The organism is Phytoactinopolyspora mesophila (genome assembly GCF_010122465.1).
In the GTDB taxonomy this organism is placed as follows: Bacteria; Actinomycetota; Actinomycetes; order Jiangellales; family Jiangellaceae; genus Phytoactinopolyspora; species Phytoactinopolyspora mesophila.
Genome location: NZ_WLZY01000002.1, coordinates 755,363 through 771,805, shown reverse-complemented (window position 1 = coordinate 771,805; position 16,443 = coordinate 755,363). Strand labels below are relative to the sequence as shown.

Annotated in this window: 13 protein-coding genes; 8 read left to right on the top strand and 5 right to left on the bottom strand. The window is 66.3% G+C overall.

Features of this window, described 5'->3' with window-relative positions; all coding sequences use genetic code 11:
- Positions 1-37: 37 nt before the first annotated feature.
- The gene (locus F7O44_RS09620) at positions 38-934 is read right to left on the bottom strand and encodes a sulfite exporter TauE/SafE family protein (protein WP_162449972.1); all 897 of its coding nucleotides are present in this window, start codon (positions 932-934) and stop codon (positions 38-40) included.
- 226 nt (positions 935-1,160) lie between these two features.
- The gene (locus F7O44_RS09615) at positions 1,161-2,198 is read right to left on the bottom strand and encodes a threonine aldolase family protein (protein ID WP_222851219.1); all 1,038 of its coding nucleotides are present in this window, start codon (positions 2,196-2,198) and stop codon (positions 1,161-1,163) included.
- Positions 2,199-2,514: 316 nt separating this feature from the next.
- Here F7O44_RS09615 and F7O44_RS09610 point away from each other — a divergent pair, with 316 nt between their 5' ends.
- The 4 genes from F7O44_RS09610 to trpS all read left to right on the top strand — a co-directional run bounded on the left by F7O44_RS09610 (position 2,515) and on the right by trpS (position 7,876).
- Complete coding sequence (locus F7O44_RS09610; RefSeq protein ID WP_162449971.1) at positions 2,515-3,162, top strand: DUF2461 domain-containing protein; 648 nt, start codon at positions 2,515-2,517, stop codon at positions 3,160-3,162.
- 58 nt (positions 3,163-3,220) lie between these two features.
- Positions 3,221-4,870, top strand: coding sequence for a LuxR C-terminal-related transcriptional regulator (locus tag F7O44_RS30190; protein WP_343073848.1), 1,650 nt, complete (start codon positions 3,221-3,223; stop codon positions 4,868-4,870).
- Positions 4,871-5,146: 276 nt separating this feature from the next.
- Positions 5,147-6,508, top strand: coding sequence for an FAD-binding oxidoreductase (locus tag F7O44_RS09600; protein WP_222851218.1), 1,362 nt, complete (start codon positions 5,147-5,149; stop codon positions 6,506-6,508).
- A gap of 306 nt (positions 6,509-6,814) precedes the next feature.
- Positions 6,815-7,876, top strand: a complete 1,062-nt coding sequence (trpS, locus tag F7O44_RS09595; protein ID WP_162449969.1) for a tryptophan--tRNA ligase — start codon at positions 6,815-6,817, stop codon at positions 7,874-7,876.
- Positions 7,877-7,932: 56 nt separating this feature from the next.
- Here trpS and F7O44_RS09590 read toward each other — a convergent pair whose 3' ends face one another.
- A complete protein-coding gene (locus tag F7O44_RS09590; protein WP_343073847.1) occupies positions 7,933-9,294 on the bottom strand; it encodes a class II 3-deoxy-7-phosphoheptulonate synthase in 1,362 nt (453 codons plus the stop codon).
- Between the two features lie 238 nt (positions 9,295-9,532).
- On the opposite strand from F7O44_RS09590, the gene F7O44_RS09585 reads away from it, so the two are divergent.
- Positions 9,533-10,747, top strand: a complete 1,215-nt coding sequence (locus tag F7O44_RS09585) for a pyrophosphate--fructose-6-phosphate 1-phosphotransferase (protein ID WP_162449967.1) — start codon at positions 9,533-9,535, stop codon at positions 10,745-10,747.
- 90 nt (positions 10,748-10,837) lie between these two features.
- On the opposite strand, the gene F7O44_RS09580 is transcribed toward F7O44_RS09585, so the two are convergent.
- Together F7O44_RS09580 and F7O44_RS09575 are read right to left on the bottom strand one after the other, a co-directional pair.
- A complete protein-coding gene (locus F7O44_RS09580; RefSeq protein WP_162449966.1) occupies positions 10,838-12,913 on the bottom strand; it encodes a penicillin-binding transpeptidase domain-containing protein in 2,076 nt (691 codons plus the stop codon).
- Entirely contained in the window at positions 12,910-13,761 is an 852-nt protein-coding gene (locus F7O44_RS09575; RefSeq protein ID WP_162449965.1) for a hypothetical protein, read from the bottom strand. Before F7O44_RS09575 ends, F7O44_RS09580 begins: the two co-directional genes overlap by 4 nt.
- Positions 13,762-13,848: 87 nt before the next feature.
- Here F7O44_RS09575 and F7O44_RS09570 point away from each other — a divergent pair, with 87 nt between their 5' ends.
- The 3 genes from F7O44_RS09570 (at position 13,849) to F7O44_RS09560 (ending at position 16,337) form a co-directional block, all read left to right on the top strand.
- Positions 13,849-14,808: a LysR family transcriptional regulator gene (locus F7O44_RS09570; RefSeq protein WP_162449964.1), complete on the top strand. Its 960-nt coding sequence runs from the start codon at positions 13,849-13,851 to the stop codon at positions 14,806-14,808.
- Positions 14,809-14,832: 24 nt separating this feature from the next.
- Positions 14,833-15,735, top strand: a complete 903-nt coding sequence (locus F7O44_RS09565; protein ID WP_162449963.1) for a serine hydrolase — start codon at positions 14,833-14,835, stop codon at positions 15,733-15,735.
- 173 nt (positions 15,736-15,908) lie between these two features.
- Positions 15,909-16,337, top strand: a complete 429-nt coding sequence (locus tag F7O44_RS09560) for a DUF6153 family protein (RefSeq protein ID WP_162449962.1) — start codon at positions 15,909-15,911, stop codon at positions 16,335-16,337.
- Positions 16,338-16,443 lie beyond the last annotated feature (106 nt).

Below are 16,443 nucleotides of genomic sequence, written 5' to 3'. Positions count from 1 at the left end.
GACTCGAGAGGCTGGACGGAACCGAAACGGCGCCGCCTCAGCGGGACCCCGTACCCACCAACTCTTGCCCGAGTTGCCGGCGATGCACCCGGACTACATGAACCACAGCGGCTGCCCACACGACCATCACCACTACGTACACCGAGCTGCGGACGTCGCTCGAGGCGTCGAACGCATGCTCGGACAAGAGCGTGCGCGAGTTCAGCAGGACAATGAGCCCACCCACAGCCGAGCCCAGGATCCGCGGCGGGATGTGGCGGACCAGCCACGCCGCGATGGGCGCCGCGGTCACTCCGCCAACCAGCATCAAGGCGACCCAGCTGAACTCGACGCCAGAAAACCCGAGGCCAAGAAGGAAGCCGGCACTGGCGCTCGTGGCCACCATGAACTCGCTGGTACCCACCGAGCCGACCACCTTGCGAGGCTCGATCCGGCCGCTGGCGAGCAACGTCGACGTGCTGATCGGGCCCCATCCTCCGCCTGCGGTCGCGTTGACGAAACCCGCCACAAGGCCCAGCGGAGCCAGGAATCTGTTCCTGAGCGGCTTGCCGAGGTTGGCCACCGGGACGCCGGCCGCGGTGAAACGGATCAGGATGTAGAGACCGAGAACGAACAGCACACCGGCCATCAACGGGGTGGCGGCGGCGGTCGACAGGCTGGATAGGAACGTGGCGCCGACAAACGCGCCGATCCCACCGGGTATACCGATCCGGCGCACCACCCGCCAGTCAAGATTGCCGAATCGCCAGTGCGAAAGCCCAGAGGCCAGCGTCGTGCCGATTTGGGTCAGGTGCACCGTGGCCGATGCCAACGCCGGGGATGTGCCCATGGCCAGCAATAGTGTCGTCGAGGTTGCGCCGAATCCCATCCCGAGGCTTCCGTCGACCATCTGGGCGCCGAAGCCCACCAGGCCCAGCATGACGAGGATCTGCAAGTCGACCTCTTCCCACTATTCCTACAGACTCAGTGGGTATTACTTTGCGCGAGTCCCCCTTGGGGGGTCAATAGCTGATACAGGACATCTCAAATAACGGACTTCCCCGCACCCACTCCCGGTGATCGTCAGTGCGCTGTGGTCGTCACGGTGGCGCTAAACCGGGGCGAATCGGACCGCATAGCAACCACAACGCACTGACGATCACCGGGAGCGGCGTGTGGAATCAGGGGGTGCGGATCAAATCTGCCAGGATCTCGCCGGCCTTGCGGGCCTGGGCAGTGTTCACGTCGAGATGCGTGATCAGCCGGACCAGCCCGGGGCCCACCATGCCGGTCAACACGCCGGCCGCGCGAGCCTCGGCAACCAGCCGCTGCGCAGACTCCCCCACGTTCAGCACGATGATGTTCGTCTCGACGCCGGCGGGATCGACCACGGCATTGTCGGCGTCCGCCACCAGCTCGGCAATGAGCCGCGCATGCGCGTGATCCTCATGCAGCCGCTCGACGTGATGGTCGAGTGCGTACCGGCCGGCCGCCGCAAGCACTCCGGCCTGCCGCCAGCCTCCGCCCAGCCGCTTGCGCCGCAAGCGCGCCTCAGCGATCGCGTCGGCCGGCCCGGCCAGCACCGACCCCACGGGTGCACCAAGCCCCTTGGACAGGCAGATGGAGACGGTATCGAACGGTGCGGAGATCTCCTTGACCGAGACGCCGGTTGCCGCCTGGGCGTTGAACAAGCGGGCGCCGTCGAGATGCAGCCGGACGCCGGTGCCGCTCACCAGCGCTCGGAGCGCTCGCAGGTCAGCGAGCGGTTGAACGGACCCGCCGCCGAAATTGTGAGTGTTCTCGACGGCGATCGCTGCGGTGGAAACGAGGTACGGGCCAGCGTCGGGAACCATCATCCGCCCGACCGCGTCGAGGTCCACCAGGCCGCCGGGGTGACTCCAGGTCCGCGTCGTGACGCCGTTCAATGCGGCATGTGCCCCCTGCTCGGCCCGGACTATATGAGCCTCCGCCTCACACAGAACCTCTTTTCCGGGAGCGGCCCACACACTGACGCCGAGAACGTTGGCCATCGAACCCGTCACGGTGAACAGGGCGGCTTCATGGCCGAGCACGTCGGCTACCTGCTCCTCCAGGGCGTTGACCGTGGGGTCCTCGCCGTAGACGTCGTCACCGGTCTCGGCCGAAGCCATGGCCGCCAGCATCCCCGCCGTCGGACGAGTGACGGTGTCGCTACGCAGATCGATCACACCAGATGTCACAGTCGCCACTTTAGTCCCGGCCATGGGTGCCTGGGTCCCGGCAATAGGCGCCTGGCTCCCGGCAATAGGCACCTGGCCCCACTCGCCGGCCGGCTCGCCACGCTCCCCCTCCGGTGATCGTGAGTGGATTGTGGCTGTAAATCAGTCCGATTCGCCCCCTTTGCACCTAGGTTGAACAGCCACAATCCACTCACGATCACCGGAGGTTGTAGGGCCAGCTCTCAGGCAGAGCCAGTTCACCTAAAGCGCCGGCCGGCACGTAAAGTGCAGTTCGACAGATCAGGGCGTCATACGGCACGAAAAGTGCCTTCCGGGGATGGTGACCGTGGCATTCAATGGCTGGCCCGCCGAGGCGCTGGAATTCTACGAGGGCCTCGAGGCGGACAACTCGCGCGCATACTGGACGGCCAACAAAGCGGTCTTCGACCGTGACGTGCGCGAGCCCATGGTGCAGCTCCTGGCCGAGCTCGAAGCCGAATTCGGCACCGGCAAGATCTTCCGTCCCCATCGCGACGTCCGGTTCAGCGCCGACAAGTCCCCGTACAAGACCGCCATCGGCGCTACGCTCGAGCGCGGGGGCTACGTCCAGCTGTCGGCCGACGGGCTCGCTGCCGGTAGCGGAATGTATGTGATGGATGCCGAGCAACTTGCCCGCTACCGACATGCCGTCGACGACGACCGCCGTGGTGCGGAACTGGCCAGCGTCGTCGCCGACCTCACCGGACACGGCATCGAGATCACCGGCCACGGGCGGCTGAAGACCGCGCCTCGCGGCTACCCGCGCGACCATCCACGGGTTGATCTGCTGCGTCACAAAGGTTTGGTGGCGTGGAAACAGTGGCCGGTTGCGGCGTGGCTGGGCACTGCCTCGGCGAAGAAGCGTGTCGTCCAGTTCTTGCGCACGGCGCAGCCGCTGAACACCTGGCTCGAAGATCACGTAGTCAAACCTGGTGGTGCAGTATGATTCGGTAGCGCATCTTGGCCACGGCGTGCGCACGGACCGCCGCGCCGGATGAGCTGATGTGCAGGGGCTGGGGGCGATTGTGAGCCAGGTCACCGGGTCGGGGCGGTCATCGACGCCGGCGAAACACGCCTTCTGGACCGAGATCTACGATCGCCTCGGCGGCATCGATCCCGAGATACTCGGGGCCGACGATCTCGAGGCGCTCTCCGACGCGGCCTTCTGGCTCGGCCGCCCACGCGAGTCGATCGCCGCACGACAGGTCGGCTACCGCAAGCACCGAGAGGCGCACGATTCCAGGCGCGCGACCATCACCGCGTGGAGACTGTTCTACAGCTACTTCGATCTCGACGAAACCTCGGCAGCCAGCGGCTGGCTCCAGCGCGCCCACCGGCACGCGCTCGAGGTTCCAGACCTCATCGAGGGCCGCTATGTGGCACTCGCCGACGCGGACTGGGCGCTTTACAACGGCAACTTGGACGACGCCCTGACCAGTGCCCGTCGGGCCGGCGACGCTGGCCGTCAGTTCAACGAGGGTGATCTCGAAGCCCTGGGCCTGGCTACTCAAGGGCGCATACTCACCGTCCGCGGCGATGTCGCCGCAGGGCTGGCGTGCCTCGACGAAGCTATGGCTGTCACCCTCGGGAACGAGCTCACGCCTTTCGCGATGGGCTGGATCTGCTGCCTGCTGCTCTACACGTGTCAAGAACTCGGAGAGCTGCGCCGGGCGTCGGAATGGACCGATCTGGCGGTGCGATGGTGTGAGGCGAAAGGCCAGGACAGCTGGTATCCGGGCCTGTGCCGGCTACATCGAAGTGAGGTCCAATCACTGCACGGCGAATGGTCGGCCGCCGAGCAGGAAGTGCTCCGGGCTGCCGAAGAACTCGCGCCCTTCGGTGACTATCTGGTCGCCGAAGGGCAATACCTCGCTGGTGAGATCCGCCGCCGCAGGGGCGACTATGCCAGTGCCGAAGACGCGTTCCGGCGCGCCCACGAACTCGGACGTGCTCCGCAGCCGGGCCTGGCATTACTACGACTGGCCAAGGGCGAGGCACGAGACGCCGCGGCCGCACTCCGGCTGGCTCTCGCGAGCGGCTCGCTCACGCCGGTACGCCGGGCTCGTGTGCTCTCGGCACGCGTTGACGCCGAACTGGCACTAGGCAATCATGACGCCGCGACCGGCTCCGCGGACGAACTCCAGGAGCTCGCAACCGCGAACCGCGCTCCATACCTCCGGGCGCTTGCCGAGATGGCACAAGGCGCCGTCTTTCTTTCCAAGCACGACATTGCCAACGCGCTGCCTGTTCTGCGCGGTGCGTGCGACCGGTTCCGGGAGCTCTCCTGCCCATACGAGACCGCCGAAGTTCGCCTGATGCTCGGCGTGGCTGCACGCGAGTCCGCCGACGACGAGACCGCGCGACTGGAGTTCGAAACGGCCAAGGCCACCTTCGAGCGGCTGGGCGCGGCGCCCGGTGTCGCGCGGGCCGTTTCACTACTCGGTCACGGTTCCGGCAAGCCGCATGGGCTGACGTCCAGGGAGGTCGAAGTGCTCCAGCTCGTGGCCCATGGCAAGTCCAACCGGGAGATCTCCACAGAGCTTGTCATCAGCGAACATACCGTCGCCCGGCACGTCAGCAACATCTTCCGCAAGCTGGATGTCACGTCCCGGTCCGCTGCGGCGTCGTTCGCATACGAACACCACCTCGCCTAACACTCCGCCACGCAGCGCGCCTGGTTTCCTCCATCGTCCAGCTGAACACCTACTTCAACAGGGGCGACAAGCTCTCGACGGGCGCGCGCATGGTGAATTCTGACCATGCACCCAAGCTGGCAGTTACATGATCCTCTCGATGAGCGGCCGCCGCGGAACTGCGTAGCGTCCACAGCGTCCGCACCGACCAGCGGTGCTCACTACGACACCCCGATCACGACGGAGCTGCGCCACGGCTGTCAGTGACCGCTGGGGTCGGCAGAAGGCAGGTTTGACGTGACCCCAACCCAGGATCTCGAAGCTCGACTTCATGGCACGCTGATCCGCCCCGGTGATGCCGCGTACGACGACGCGCGAGCCGTCTGGAACGGCATGATCGACCGTCGTCCGGCGCTCATCATCTGCTGTGCCAACGCCCACGACGTCGCGACCGCGATCGCCTACGCACGCCAGCACGCTATGCCGCTGTCCGTGCGCGGTGGCGGCCACAACGTGGCGGGCACCGCGGTACCTGACGACGGGATCGTCGTCGATCTGTCCCGGATGAGGGAAGTGCAGGTCGACGCTGCTCGCCGCCGAGTCCGGGCGCAGGGCGGCGCGACGATCGGCGACGTGGACCGCGCTTCTCAAGCTGCCGGCCTGGCCGTTCCGTTGGGCCTGGTCAGCCAGACGGGTATTGCCGGGCTGACGCTGGCCGGTGGAATCGGGTGGCTGCGCCGCGCCTACGGAACCAGTTCGGACAATCTGGCCGCCGCGGACGTCATCACGGCAGCCGGCGAGCGGTTGCACGTCAGTGAAACCGAGAACCCAGAACTGCTCTGGGGCTTGCGTGGAGGCGGAGGCGGCCTCGGCGCCGTGACGTCGTTCGAATATCACGCCTATCCCGTCGGGCCAGACGTATCGTTCGCCCTCGTCTTCCACACTTGGCAGGACGCCCAGAGCGCGCTGCGAAACTACCGTGAGTGGGCCAGCACAGCACCGGACGAGGTCAGCTCGTTCGCGATCCTGTGGCACGCGCCCGCGCTCGACGAGATCCCGGCCGAGTACCATCACACGCCCGTGGTCACGTTTGCCGCGATGCATCTGGGCGACTCCGCTGAGGCACGTCACGACCTCGCGCCGTTGCGCGACTTCGGCAATCCGATCGCCGATCTCAGCGACGTCATCCCGTACCTCGACGCTCAGCGAGCCTTCGACGACGACTACCCAGCACACGAGCTGCGTTACTACTGGAAGTCGCTGTACCTCACCGGGCTTGACGACGACGCCCTCGGCTTGCTGACCAAGATCAATGAGGCAAGCCCGTCGCCACATTCGACCCTCGATATCTGGCAGCTCGGCGGCGCGTTCAGCCGGGTGGGCGCCGAGGAGACCGCATTCGGGGATCGTTCCGCGCCGTTCCTGCTCGGGATCGAGGCCAACTGGGAGAGTCCCGACGACGACAACGCGAACATCCAGTGGGCGAGGAACGCGCACCAGGCGATGAGCGCGTACTCCACGGGCGCGGAGTACCTGAACTTCCCCGGCTTCTACGAGGAGGGAGAACAAGTGCTGCGCGCGTCGTTAGGGGCGAATTTCGAGCGGCTCATCGCGCTGCGAAAGCAGCATGATCCGACCGGTCTCTTCAGCCGTCGCTGATCGTCAGCCAGTTCGCGCCCCTTTCGGTGATCGTCAGTGCGTTGTGGTCGTCGCGCGGCGCATTTTGCCCCAATTTGCACTGCGGTCAGCAGCCACAACGCACTGACGATCACCGAGAAGGGTGGTGGCATGACATACTGCTGGACGTGACGTTTACTGTGCTCGCCTCTTGGTGGTGGCTGCCCTAACCGGCGGCCCGACCCGAGCACACCCATCGGCCGCCGTCGCAGGCGGCCGAGAAATTTCATCGTCACGACCTCATCGGCTGGCCCGTCGTCGGCGGCTCCTCATCCAAGGAGCAGAACCATGACGAACACCGTGAACCCGGCGATCATCCGTGAGACCCTGCTGGCTGATCCCGGCGACGTCCAGACATTTCCGGAACGCTACCGCGTGCTGACCGGCGATCGCCCCACGGGCCCGCTGCACATTGGGCACTACCTGGGGACACTACGCAATCGGGTCGAGCTACAGGCACTCGGCGTGGAGACCTACGTGGTGATCGCGGATTATCAGGTCATCACCGACCGCCACCTTCCAGCCAGCATCGCGACCACCGTGCACGAGGTCGTCCTCGACTACCTCGCTGCCGGTCTGAATCCCCAGCGAACCACCATCTTCACCCACAGCTCGGTGCCGGCCCTCAACCAGCTGCTACTGCCGTTCCTGGCGCTCACCAGCGTCGCCGAGATGCAGCGGAATCCAACGGTCAAGGATGAGGCCGAGGCAGCCGGCATCCGCTCCATCAGCGGCCTACTCCTGACCTATCCGGTGCACCAAGCCGCCGACATCCTGTTCTGTCATGGCAACCTGGTGCCCGTCGGCGCGGACCAATTGCCGCACATCGAACAGGCACGGCTACTGGCCCGCCGGTTCAACGAGCGCTTCTCCGCCGGGCGTTCGCTGTTCGCCGAACCACAAGGGCTACTGTCGCCGGCGCCGACGCTGCTCGGCGTCGACGGCCGGAAGATGAGCAAGAGCCGCCGCAACGGCATCGCCCTCAGCGCCGGCGAGGACGAGACCGCGGACCTCATCCGGCGCGCAGTCACTGACAGCGAACGGCTGATCACCTTCGAGCCCGAGCGGCGGCCCGAGGTCGCCAGTCTGCTGCTCATGGGGGCGTTGTGCGGTGGTTCGGACCCGGCCGAGCTGGCCATGGAGGTCGGCGACAGCGGCGCCAGCGGCCTCAAACGCGTGGTCACCGAAGCCGTCAACGAACACCTGCGACCACTCCGGGCACGACGCGCTGAGCTCGCCGCCCATCCGGAACTCGTCCGCGACGTGTTGCGCGCCGGGAGCGAGCGCGCCAACGACGTCGCCAACCGGACACTCGCTGACGTTCAGGACGCGATGGGCATGCGCTACTGACGAGGCTCGGCGAGAAGCACTGGGACCAGCTTGCCGCACGCGTCGGCGGGCAGGCTTCAGCGCGCGGTGTCGAGCAGTTCGGCGACGAGGAAGGCAAGTTCCAGAGACTGGGTGCGGTTCAGCCGTGGATCGCACACCGTCTCGTAGCGGCTGTGCAAGCCGTCCTCGGCAATGGGATCCCCGCCGCCGACACACTCGGTGACGTCGTCGCCGGTGAGCTCGACGTGCAGCCCGCCCGGGTGAGTGCCCAAAGTGCGATGAACCTCGAAGAAGCCACGCACCTCGTCCATCACGTCGTCGAAACGCCGGGTTTTGTGCCCGCTCGGAGCCTCGTAGGTGTTGCCGTGCATCGGGTCACATATCCACGACGCCACGAGACCGCTGGCAATCGCCTTCTCGATCAATGGCGGCAGACCGTCGCGTATCGCCTTGGCGCCCATCCGGGAGACGAAGGTCAGCCGACCAGGCTCACGGTCCGGATCCAGCTTCTCCGCGAGGGCCATCAGGTCGTCGGGCGACGTTGTGGGCCCGACCTTCACCCCGATCGGGTTGCGGATCCGGGACGCGAATTCCAGGTGGGCGCCGTCGAGCTGCCTGGTGCGCTCTCCCACCCAGACGAAGTGGCCGGAGACGTCGTACGGCTGACCGGTACGTGAATCAACCCTGGTCAGCGCGGTCTCGTAGTCAAGCAGCAGCGCTTCGTGACTGGAGTAGAGCTCGACCTTGTGGACGTTCTCCGACTCGACCTCGATGGCGCGCATGAAGCGCAACGCCTGGTCGATGCGGCCAGCCAACCGCTCGTAGCGCTGACCGGCTGGTGACGAGCGGACGAAGTCGGTGTTCCACGCGTGTACCTGGTGAAGGTCGGCGAAGCCACCTCCGACGAACGCGCGGGTCAGGTTCAGTGTCGCTGCCGAAGCGTGGTAGGCGCGCACCATCCGTGCTGGATCCGGGGTGCGGCTGCTCTCAGAGAACTCGAAACCGTTGACGATATCGCCGCGGAAGGCCGGCAGCGTGACGCCGTCGCGGATCTCAGTCGGCTTGGAACGCGGCTTGGCGAACTGGCCGGCCAGCCGCCCGACCTTCACCACCGGCATGCTGGCGGCATATGTCAGCACGACAGCCATCTGCAGGAGCGTCTTGAGTTTGTTGCGAACGTTGTCCGCGGTGACCCCGTCGAAGGTCTCGGCGCAGTCGCCGCCTTGCAGCAAGAATGCCTCGCCGCGCGAGACCGCGGCCAACCGCTCGCGGAGCAGGTCGCATTCACCGGCGAACACCAGAGGAGGCATGGCCCGAAGCTCAGATACCGCCTGATCGACCGCGCCACGATCCGGCCAGTCCGGCTGCTGTGCGGCAGGGAAGCCACTCAGTTCAGCGGTCAGCTCAGCGAACAGGTCGGGATCGGCATGCGACGTCACCCGGCCAAGAGTAAGGGGTCTTCCGTCATTTGGCCGAAACATCCCACGTTCCGGACTGTTCGCAGGACGTTGCGCTGCGTCCTGCACGGCGTGCGCCGGGAGCCACACTCTGCAGGACGCAACGCAGTGTCCGGCGAATCGGCACCTTAGATAGGGTTGCATGGGACCGCAGCACGACGGCGTGATGCGTCGCCAACATCTTGAATGCGCGGGAAGTGTGTGCGGAAAGGTCAAAACCATGCCTGAACAGCCGATTCGTAAAGTCGCGATGCTGACCGCAGGGGGCTTGGCACCCTGTCTCTCGTCTGCTGTGGGCGGCCTCATCGAGCGCTACACCGAGATCGCGCCGGACGTCGAGATCATCGGCTACCTCGATGGCTACGCAGGGCTTCTTACCGGCCGCTCGGTCACGATCACGCCCGAGATCCGTGCCACTGCCCACCGGCTGCACCGATTCGGCGGAAGCCCGATCGGCAACAGCCGCGTCAAACTCACCAACGTCGAAGATGCGGTCAAGCGCGGTCTAGTGGCCGAGGGTCAGGACCCGTTGCAGGTCGCCGCGGAGCAACTGGAGCGCGACGGCGTCGACGTCCTGCACACCATCGGCGGCGACGACACCAACACCACTGCCGCCGACCTCGCGGCGTTCCTCGCTCGTCATGAGTACCAGCTGACCGTCGTCGGCCTGCCGAAGACCGTCGACAACGACATCATCCCCGTGCGCCAGAGCCTCGGGGCATGGACCGCGGCCGAGCAAGGCGCACGGTACGCACAGAACGTCGTCACCGAGAACACATCCAATCCGCGCCACCTGGTGATCCACGAGGTCATGGGCCGCCACTGCGGCTGGCTCACCGCTGCCACCGCACGCGCCTACCGGTCCTGGCTGGCTACTCAGGAATGGGCGCCGGAGATCGGTGTCGATCCGCGACGCTGGGATGTGCACGCCGTCTACGTGCCGGAACTCGAGCTCGACATCGATGCCGAGGCCGGCCGGCTGCGCGCCATCATGGACGAGATCGGCTGCGCCACCATCTTCTTGTCCGAGGGCGCCGGGGTCGAGGAGATCGTCGCCGAGCTGGAGGCATCCGGGCAGGAAGTCCCCCGCGACCCGTTCGGCCACGTCAAGCTGGACAAAGTCAATCCGGGTGAGTGGTTCGCCAAGCAATTCGCCGCGCGGCTCGGCGCGGAGAAGGTCCGCGTGGAGAAGAGCGGATACTACAGCCGGTCCGCCGCGGCCAACGCCGACGACCTTCGGCTGATCAAGAGCTGCACCGATTATGCGGTCGAGTGTGCGCTACGCCGCGAAGGCGGCCTGATCGGGCACGACGAAGAGCACGGTGGACGGCTGCGCGCCATCGAGTTCGAGCGAGTCAAGGGCGGCAAGGCGTTCGACCCCGCCACCCCGTGGTTCGCCGACTTGCTGAGCGCGATCAACCAGCCCGTCAGCTAGCCGAATTTCGAGCCGACTTCGATACCGCCAGAGGGGTTCCGGGCCGGTTTCCGGCCGCAAACTCCACCTGGCGGTATCGAAGTCGGCAACTCAGATCCCGCTGAGGAACTCTTCGAGCAACGGACCAGCCGTCTGCGACCCGGAGTCACCGTCCTCGACGAACACGGCGACGGCGAAGTCACCCTGAATAGCGATCATCCAGGCATGAGTGCGCGGCGGACTGTCCGTGCCGTACTCAGCCGTGCCGGTCTTGGCCCCCACTCGCTCACCGGGGACACTCTGCAAGAAAGTCGCGCTCCCGCTGTCCACCGCCGCGTACATCATGTCGCGCAGTTGCTCCGCCTCGTCGTCATCAAACGGAACAGACGGTTCGGGGTCCGTCTCGCCGGCCCCCTCGACGAGGCGTGGCGCCACCGTCTCTCCGGCGGAGATCGACGCCGCGACGGTCGCCATCGCCAGCGGTGAAGCCAGCAGCTCGCCCTGACCGATCATCGAAGCGGCATGCGCGGTGCCGTCGGCCTCGTCTGGCGCGGATCCGAGAAAGGCCGAGTAGCCCAGCTCGTTCTCGTTGCCCAGCCCAAGCCCCAGCGAATTGGCCGCCTCAGCGAGCGCGCTCTGCGGCACTTCGCCGTTCAGACCGATGAAGGCGGTGTTGCACGATTCAGCCAGCGCCGTGCGGAGGGTGATCTCGCCAAGGGCACTCTCCGGGTAGGCGCTGTAGTTGCCGAACTCGCGGCCGTCGATGTTGATGGTGTCCGGGCACTCGACCGAACTGTCCGGTGTCAGCCCGGCGCGGAGCAACGCCAGCGCCGTGGCGACTTTGAAGGTCGAGCCAGGAGCGTACTGTCCCAGCGTGGCAGTGGAGTAGCCCTCGCTGCCGGGCCCACTGGCCGCAGCCAAGACATGACCCGTCGACGGCTGGACGGCGACGATCGCGCTCGGCGGCCCCACGTCGGACAGCACATCTTCGGCATACATCTGCAAGTCGATGCTGAGGGTGGTGACCAGGTCCTCTCCCGCTTCGGGCTCGTTCTCGTGAACGGTCGACGGGTCGCCGTCGCTCGGCACGATCTGTATCTGAAGCCCCGGTGTGCCCCTTAGCCGTTCGTCGTACTGACGCTGCAGACCGGACGTGCCTACCAGGTCGCCAGCTTGAATACGTCCTTCGGATTCCTCGACGATCTCCGCTGTCGCGTCGCCGACCGTGCCCAGAATCGGCCGCGCGAATTCGCGAGTCGGCGCGAGCTGCATGGTGTCCGGTAATGCCACGGCGCCGTCGATGTCTTCGATGTCGTTGAGTATCGAGCCCACATCGGTCTGCCGCAGGGTCACGGCATCGACGAAGGCTTGGTCACCCGTCGCCCGGACGCGCTCCCCAAGGCCCTCGGGATCAACGCCGACGACGTCGGCCAGCGCTTCCGCGGCAGCAACCATGTCGCCTTCACTGGTGCCGTCGTCGAACTTGGTCTTGTCGATGCCGATGCGGAACACATCACGGTCAGTCACCAGGACCGACCCGCCCGCGCCAAAGATCTCGGCCCGTTCGGCGGATTGGCGGCGCAGCCGGAGCCGGTCACCGGACTCCAGGTCGGGGTGCAGTAGCGACGGCGCCCACTCCGTGCGCCATTGCTCATCCTCGCCCTCGTCGTCGAGGATCAGCCGCGCCGTGGTGGAGTAAGACCACTCGACGGACGCACTCGCCTCGCTGTCATCTTCGCCGGGGTCGTCTTCCCCGTCTTCTTCCGATGCGTCGTCCGTCTCATCCGCGTCGTCCGGCTCGTCGTCCGGGGGTGCGTCGTCGCCGTTCGCTTCCCCGCCTGTCCCGTTGGTGTCACCACTCAGATTCCATGAGACGTCATACGTGACGGCCCACGCGTCCTCGAGCTCCTCATCGGCCACGATGGCCCGGACGTCGACCGACCTGGTCAGCCCGCCCATGCCTTCGACGATCTCTTCGAACTCGGCCTCGACGTCACTGGCAGCTGCACCCGCCAATGCGACGCCCCCGAACTCTCCCGAGACGAGCGCTTCGGCCACTGCTTCGGCCGCCGGGTCCGGGTCGGGCGGGTCGCCGCTGCACGACGACAGAATGAGCGCCGTCGAGGCGATACCCGCGATGGCCATGCCCCGCATCCGGCGGGTTCCGAGGTGTGTTGGGACGCTCATAGCTCACCGCCCCGCGCTGCCCAGCTCGCCGAGCAGCCGATCTCACCGCGCTCGAGGGCGATGCGCGGCGGATGCCACACCCTCACCTCATGTGCGGTGACTCGGCCAAGCACGCACTCCCTGTCCTGGCCTATTGCTATTCCGATCGCATTGTCCACGGTCACTAACCAGTCATCTCCTGCTAGAACATCATTGCTGTTCAATATCTCGTCAGGGTGCGTCCCCGGCACGTCGAGGGCAGCATCGGCTGCCTCGCCGTAGGTCGACCGTACCGTGCGCGCAACCGCAGACTCGGACTCCCTGTCAGCAGCGTTCAGCAACCTCAGATCGGCTTCCAGCCGATCGGGGAAACCACCCGGGATCGCGGGGACCACGGGAGGAGGGCCGAGGTGGATCACCGGATTGTCCGGGCACTTCCTGAGCCGTTCCGGACCCTCGCGACCGTCAGGTGCGCCGAACACCCACCGATAGCAAGCACTGATCTCGTAGGTGTCCGCGTTGCCCGGCGGCATCCAGCTCCAGCCCTGGCGCTCGGGCCGATGTCTGCGCAGCCGCAGGACGATCTCGGCCCCGCCTTCGTGCGTCGCCCCGGACAGCTTCAGAATCTCGACATCCGGCCCTGGGCCATCGACTCTCCGTGCGAACGCCTCGGGGTCGCTGCTGTGTCCTCGCGCCCTTCCCATCACGATGCCCAGGTTCTCGGCGTAGTCGTCGAGGAAGGCAATATCGCCCCATGTTTCGAGTCCTTCGACCGAGGCTCGTTCACTCATGACGTGCGCGACGATCAACGTGACGGCAGTCGCCACACCGAGCACCGCCGTGCCCCACAACCCCCATGTGCGCCTCACGATTCACGACCCAAACACGCGACGACGCCTCGGGTCCAATATGGATATCACCCTCCTTCCCATCGATTTCGAATATCGTTCCTCTTCATGGACTTGGTCCGGCATCTGGAGTACTTCACCGCCATCGCCCATGAGCGGCATTTCGGGCAGGCCGCGCAACGGCTGGGGATCCGCCAGCCACCCTTGTCACAGGGGCTCAAACGTCTCGAAACGGAACTCGGGGTACGCCTGTGCGACCGAGGCAGCCAGGGGGTCACGCTGACCGAGGCCGGGAATGCCCTACTGCCGGCGGCACACCGGGTGCTGGACGAGGTCGAACAGCTCCGGTTGCTCGCACGCCGCCAGGAAGAGCCGGCGAAGCCGCGGATCTCCGTGCGCGTGTCACCTGGCCTGGGCTCGGGCCACTATGCCGCACTCTTTGCCGCCTGCCGCCGGAGCGCACCGGAGGCCGATGTCGACATCAGCGAGCAAGCGACACCCGATCAGATCCACGACCTTTTCCATGCACGCGCCGATGTCGGAGTGCTCCGCGAGCCGGCCGCCGTACGCGGCCTCACTCTGGGCCCGCAGGTGAACGTCACGTTGAACTGTCTACTGCCTGCCGAACACCCGGCCGCTCGGGCCGGACGCGTCAGATTGGGAGAACTCGCCGGTCACGCTCTCGCACTGCCACCCCGCGATCAGACTCCGGCCGCACATGACGACCTCATAAGCACCTGTGAGCGACACGGCTTCCTACCTGAGACCTTGCACGAGGTTTCCGACGACCGCGTCATCCGTGGTTTGGTCGCCTCCGGCAGGTGCGTCAGCTTCACGACCGACAGCCCGGGCGAGGTCGCCAGCGACGGCAGCGTCGTTGTACCGATCCAGGATCAACCGCTGAGCCTGCTCCTCCGACTGGCCTGGCGGGGAGCGCTCCGCCCGCCGATCGCTCAGCTGCCCACGGCGATCGTCCACACACTAGTTCGAGGCGATGACACCACCGGCCGGCGTTCCGCGGACCGGCCGCCACGGGCCGTGTCCGAACTGCCGTCGACGCCATCCTGAACCAACCAGAAGCCGGGTGACAAAATGACCGGGGCCACCATCGCGAAGATCGAGCGATCCTTCCAAGACGCCGGTGTCTTCGGTTGTCTGCATGCCACAGACCTGCACGACCGAAGCCGCGAGGTCAGCTTCCAGGCGGACGAACAAGTGGTGCTCGCCTCGGTGTTCAAACTGCCGTTGGCGGTTGCCTTCGCCCGCATGGTCGACGCAGGCGAGATCGACCCGCTCGCCACCACCACATTCGATCCGGCGCAACGCACTCCGGGGTCGACCGGCATCGCGGCGATGACCGATCCGGTCACGTTGTCCTGGCGGGACGCGGTGCGATCGATGATGACCGTCAGCGACAACGCGGCCGCCGATGCCCTGTTCGACCTCGTCGGGGCGAGCCGGATCAGCGCGATGCTCGCGGACATCGGCCTCACAGCGACCCGCGTCGTCGGCGGCACTCGTGATCTGTATGCGTCCCTGGTCGACGACTTCGGCAGCGCGTCGCTCGACGAAGCCATCCGGCACGTTCAAAACGCGGCGACGCTGTCCGAACTCAGCACCTTCGACGCCGGGCGCGCAGCCAACAACGTAGGAACGTGCCTCGACATGACCAAGCTGCTCGAAGCCGTCTGGCAAGACAGGGCTGCATCGAGCGAACAGTGCGCCTTCCTCCGCTCGGTGATGGCTCAGCAGGTCTGGACCCAACGGCTGGCCGCCGCGTTCCCGTTCGACGACGTCGTCGTGTCCGGCAAGACAGGGACGTTCGTCGCGCTGCGGCACGAGTGCGGCGTCGTCGAGTATCCCAATGGGGAGGCATATGCGATCGCTGTGTTCACCCTCTCGACACGCGGCCGGCTGATTTTGCCCAGCGCCGACGCCTCGATCGCCCACGCGGCGAAGCTCGCCGTCGCGGCGCTCCGCCACCCTGCTCGTTGATCATGGGCGAAAACACCCTTGCAGCGACTCGATCCCTGCACTTGCCCATGATCAACACGGAAGGGTCTCGATCCGGGCGTAACGCGACAACGTGTTGACGTGGGTGGCGCCGCCGGCCGTGGGTATGCTCGGATCTCGTGGGGAGAATGCCGCCGCGGAGGCACCGTCATGCAGTGTTATTGCTGCTGATCGGCGCGCTGTCACTGGGCGTGGTGGCCATGCACCAGCTCGCCGGTCCCGCGCCATCGTCGCACTCCGCCGCGGCAATGGTCGGTCAGCATGCTCCTTCGCTTCACGACGAGACCCGGCACGGCGCTGCACACGATGAACCCGCCGCCCACAGCACCGGCACCACGGCCGCGTCGTCCTCGTCAAACAGCGCTGGCCACTCGTCTGACCATGACCATCTTCTGCATCTCTGCCTCGCCATTCTGAGCGCCATCATCATGGCGCTGGGCACATGGCTGCTGACCAACCCATGGCTTCGGGCGGCAACATCCCGGTTCACGCGTCGCGCCGGATGGAACACCGCACTGCTGCGGCCGCCTCGTCGTCCGCACGGCTTCGCGCTTCTGCTGTCGCTCGGCGTGATGCGGACCTAGAGGCCACCGCTCAGACCCCTGTTGCTCGATACCACCGGCGTGCCCAGCGGCACGGCGGCAATCGCCCACTCTGAGTTGGCTGCCGAGCACGCCTTCCATGGGTCTG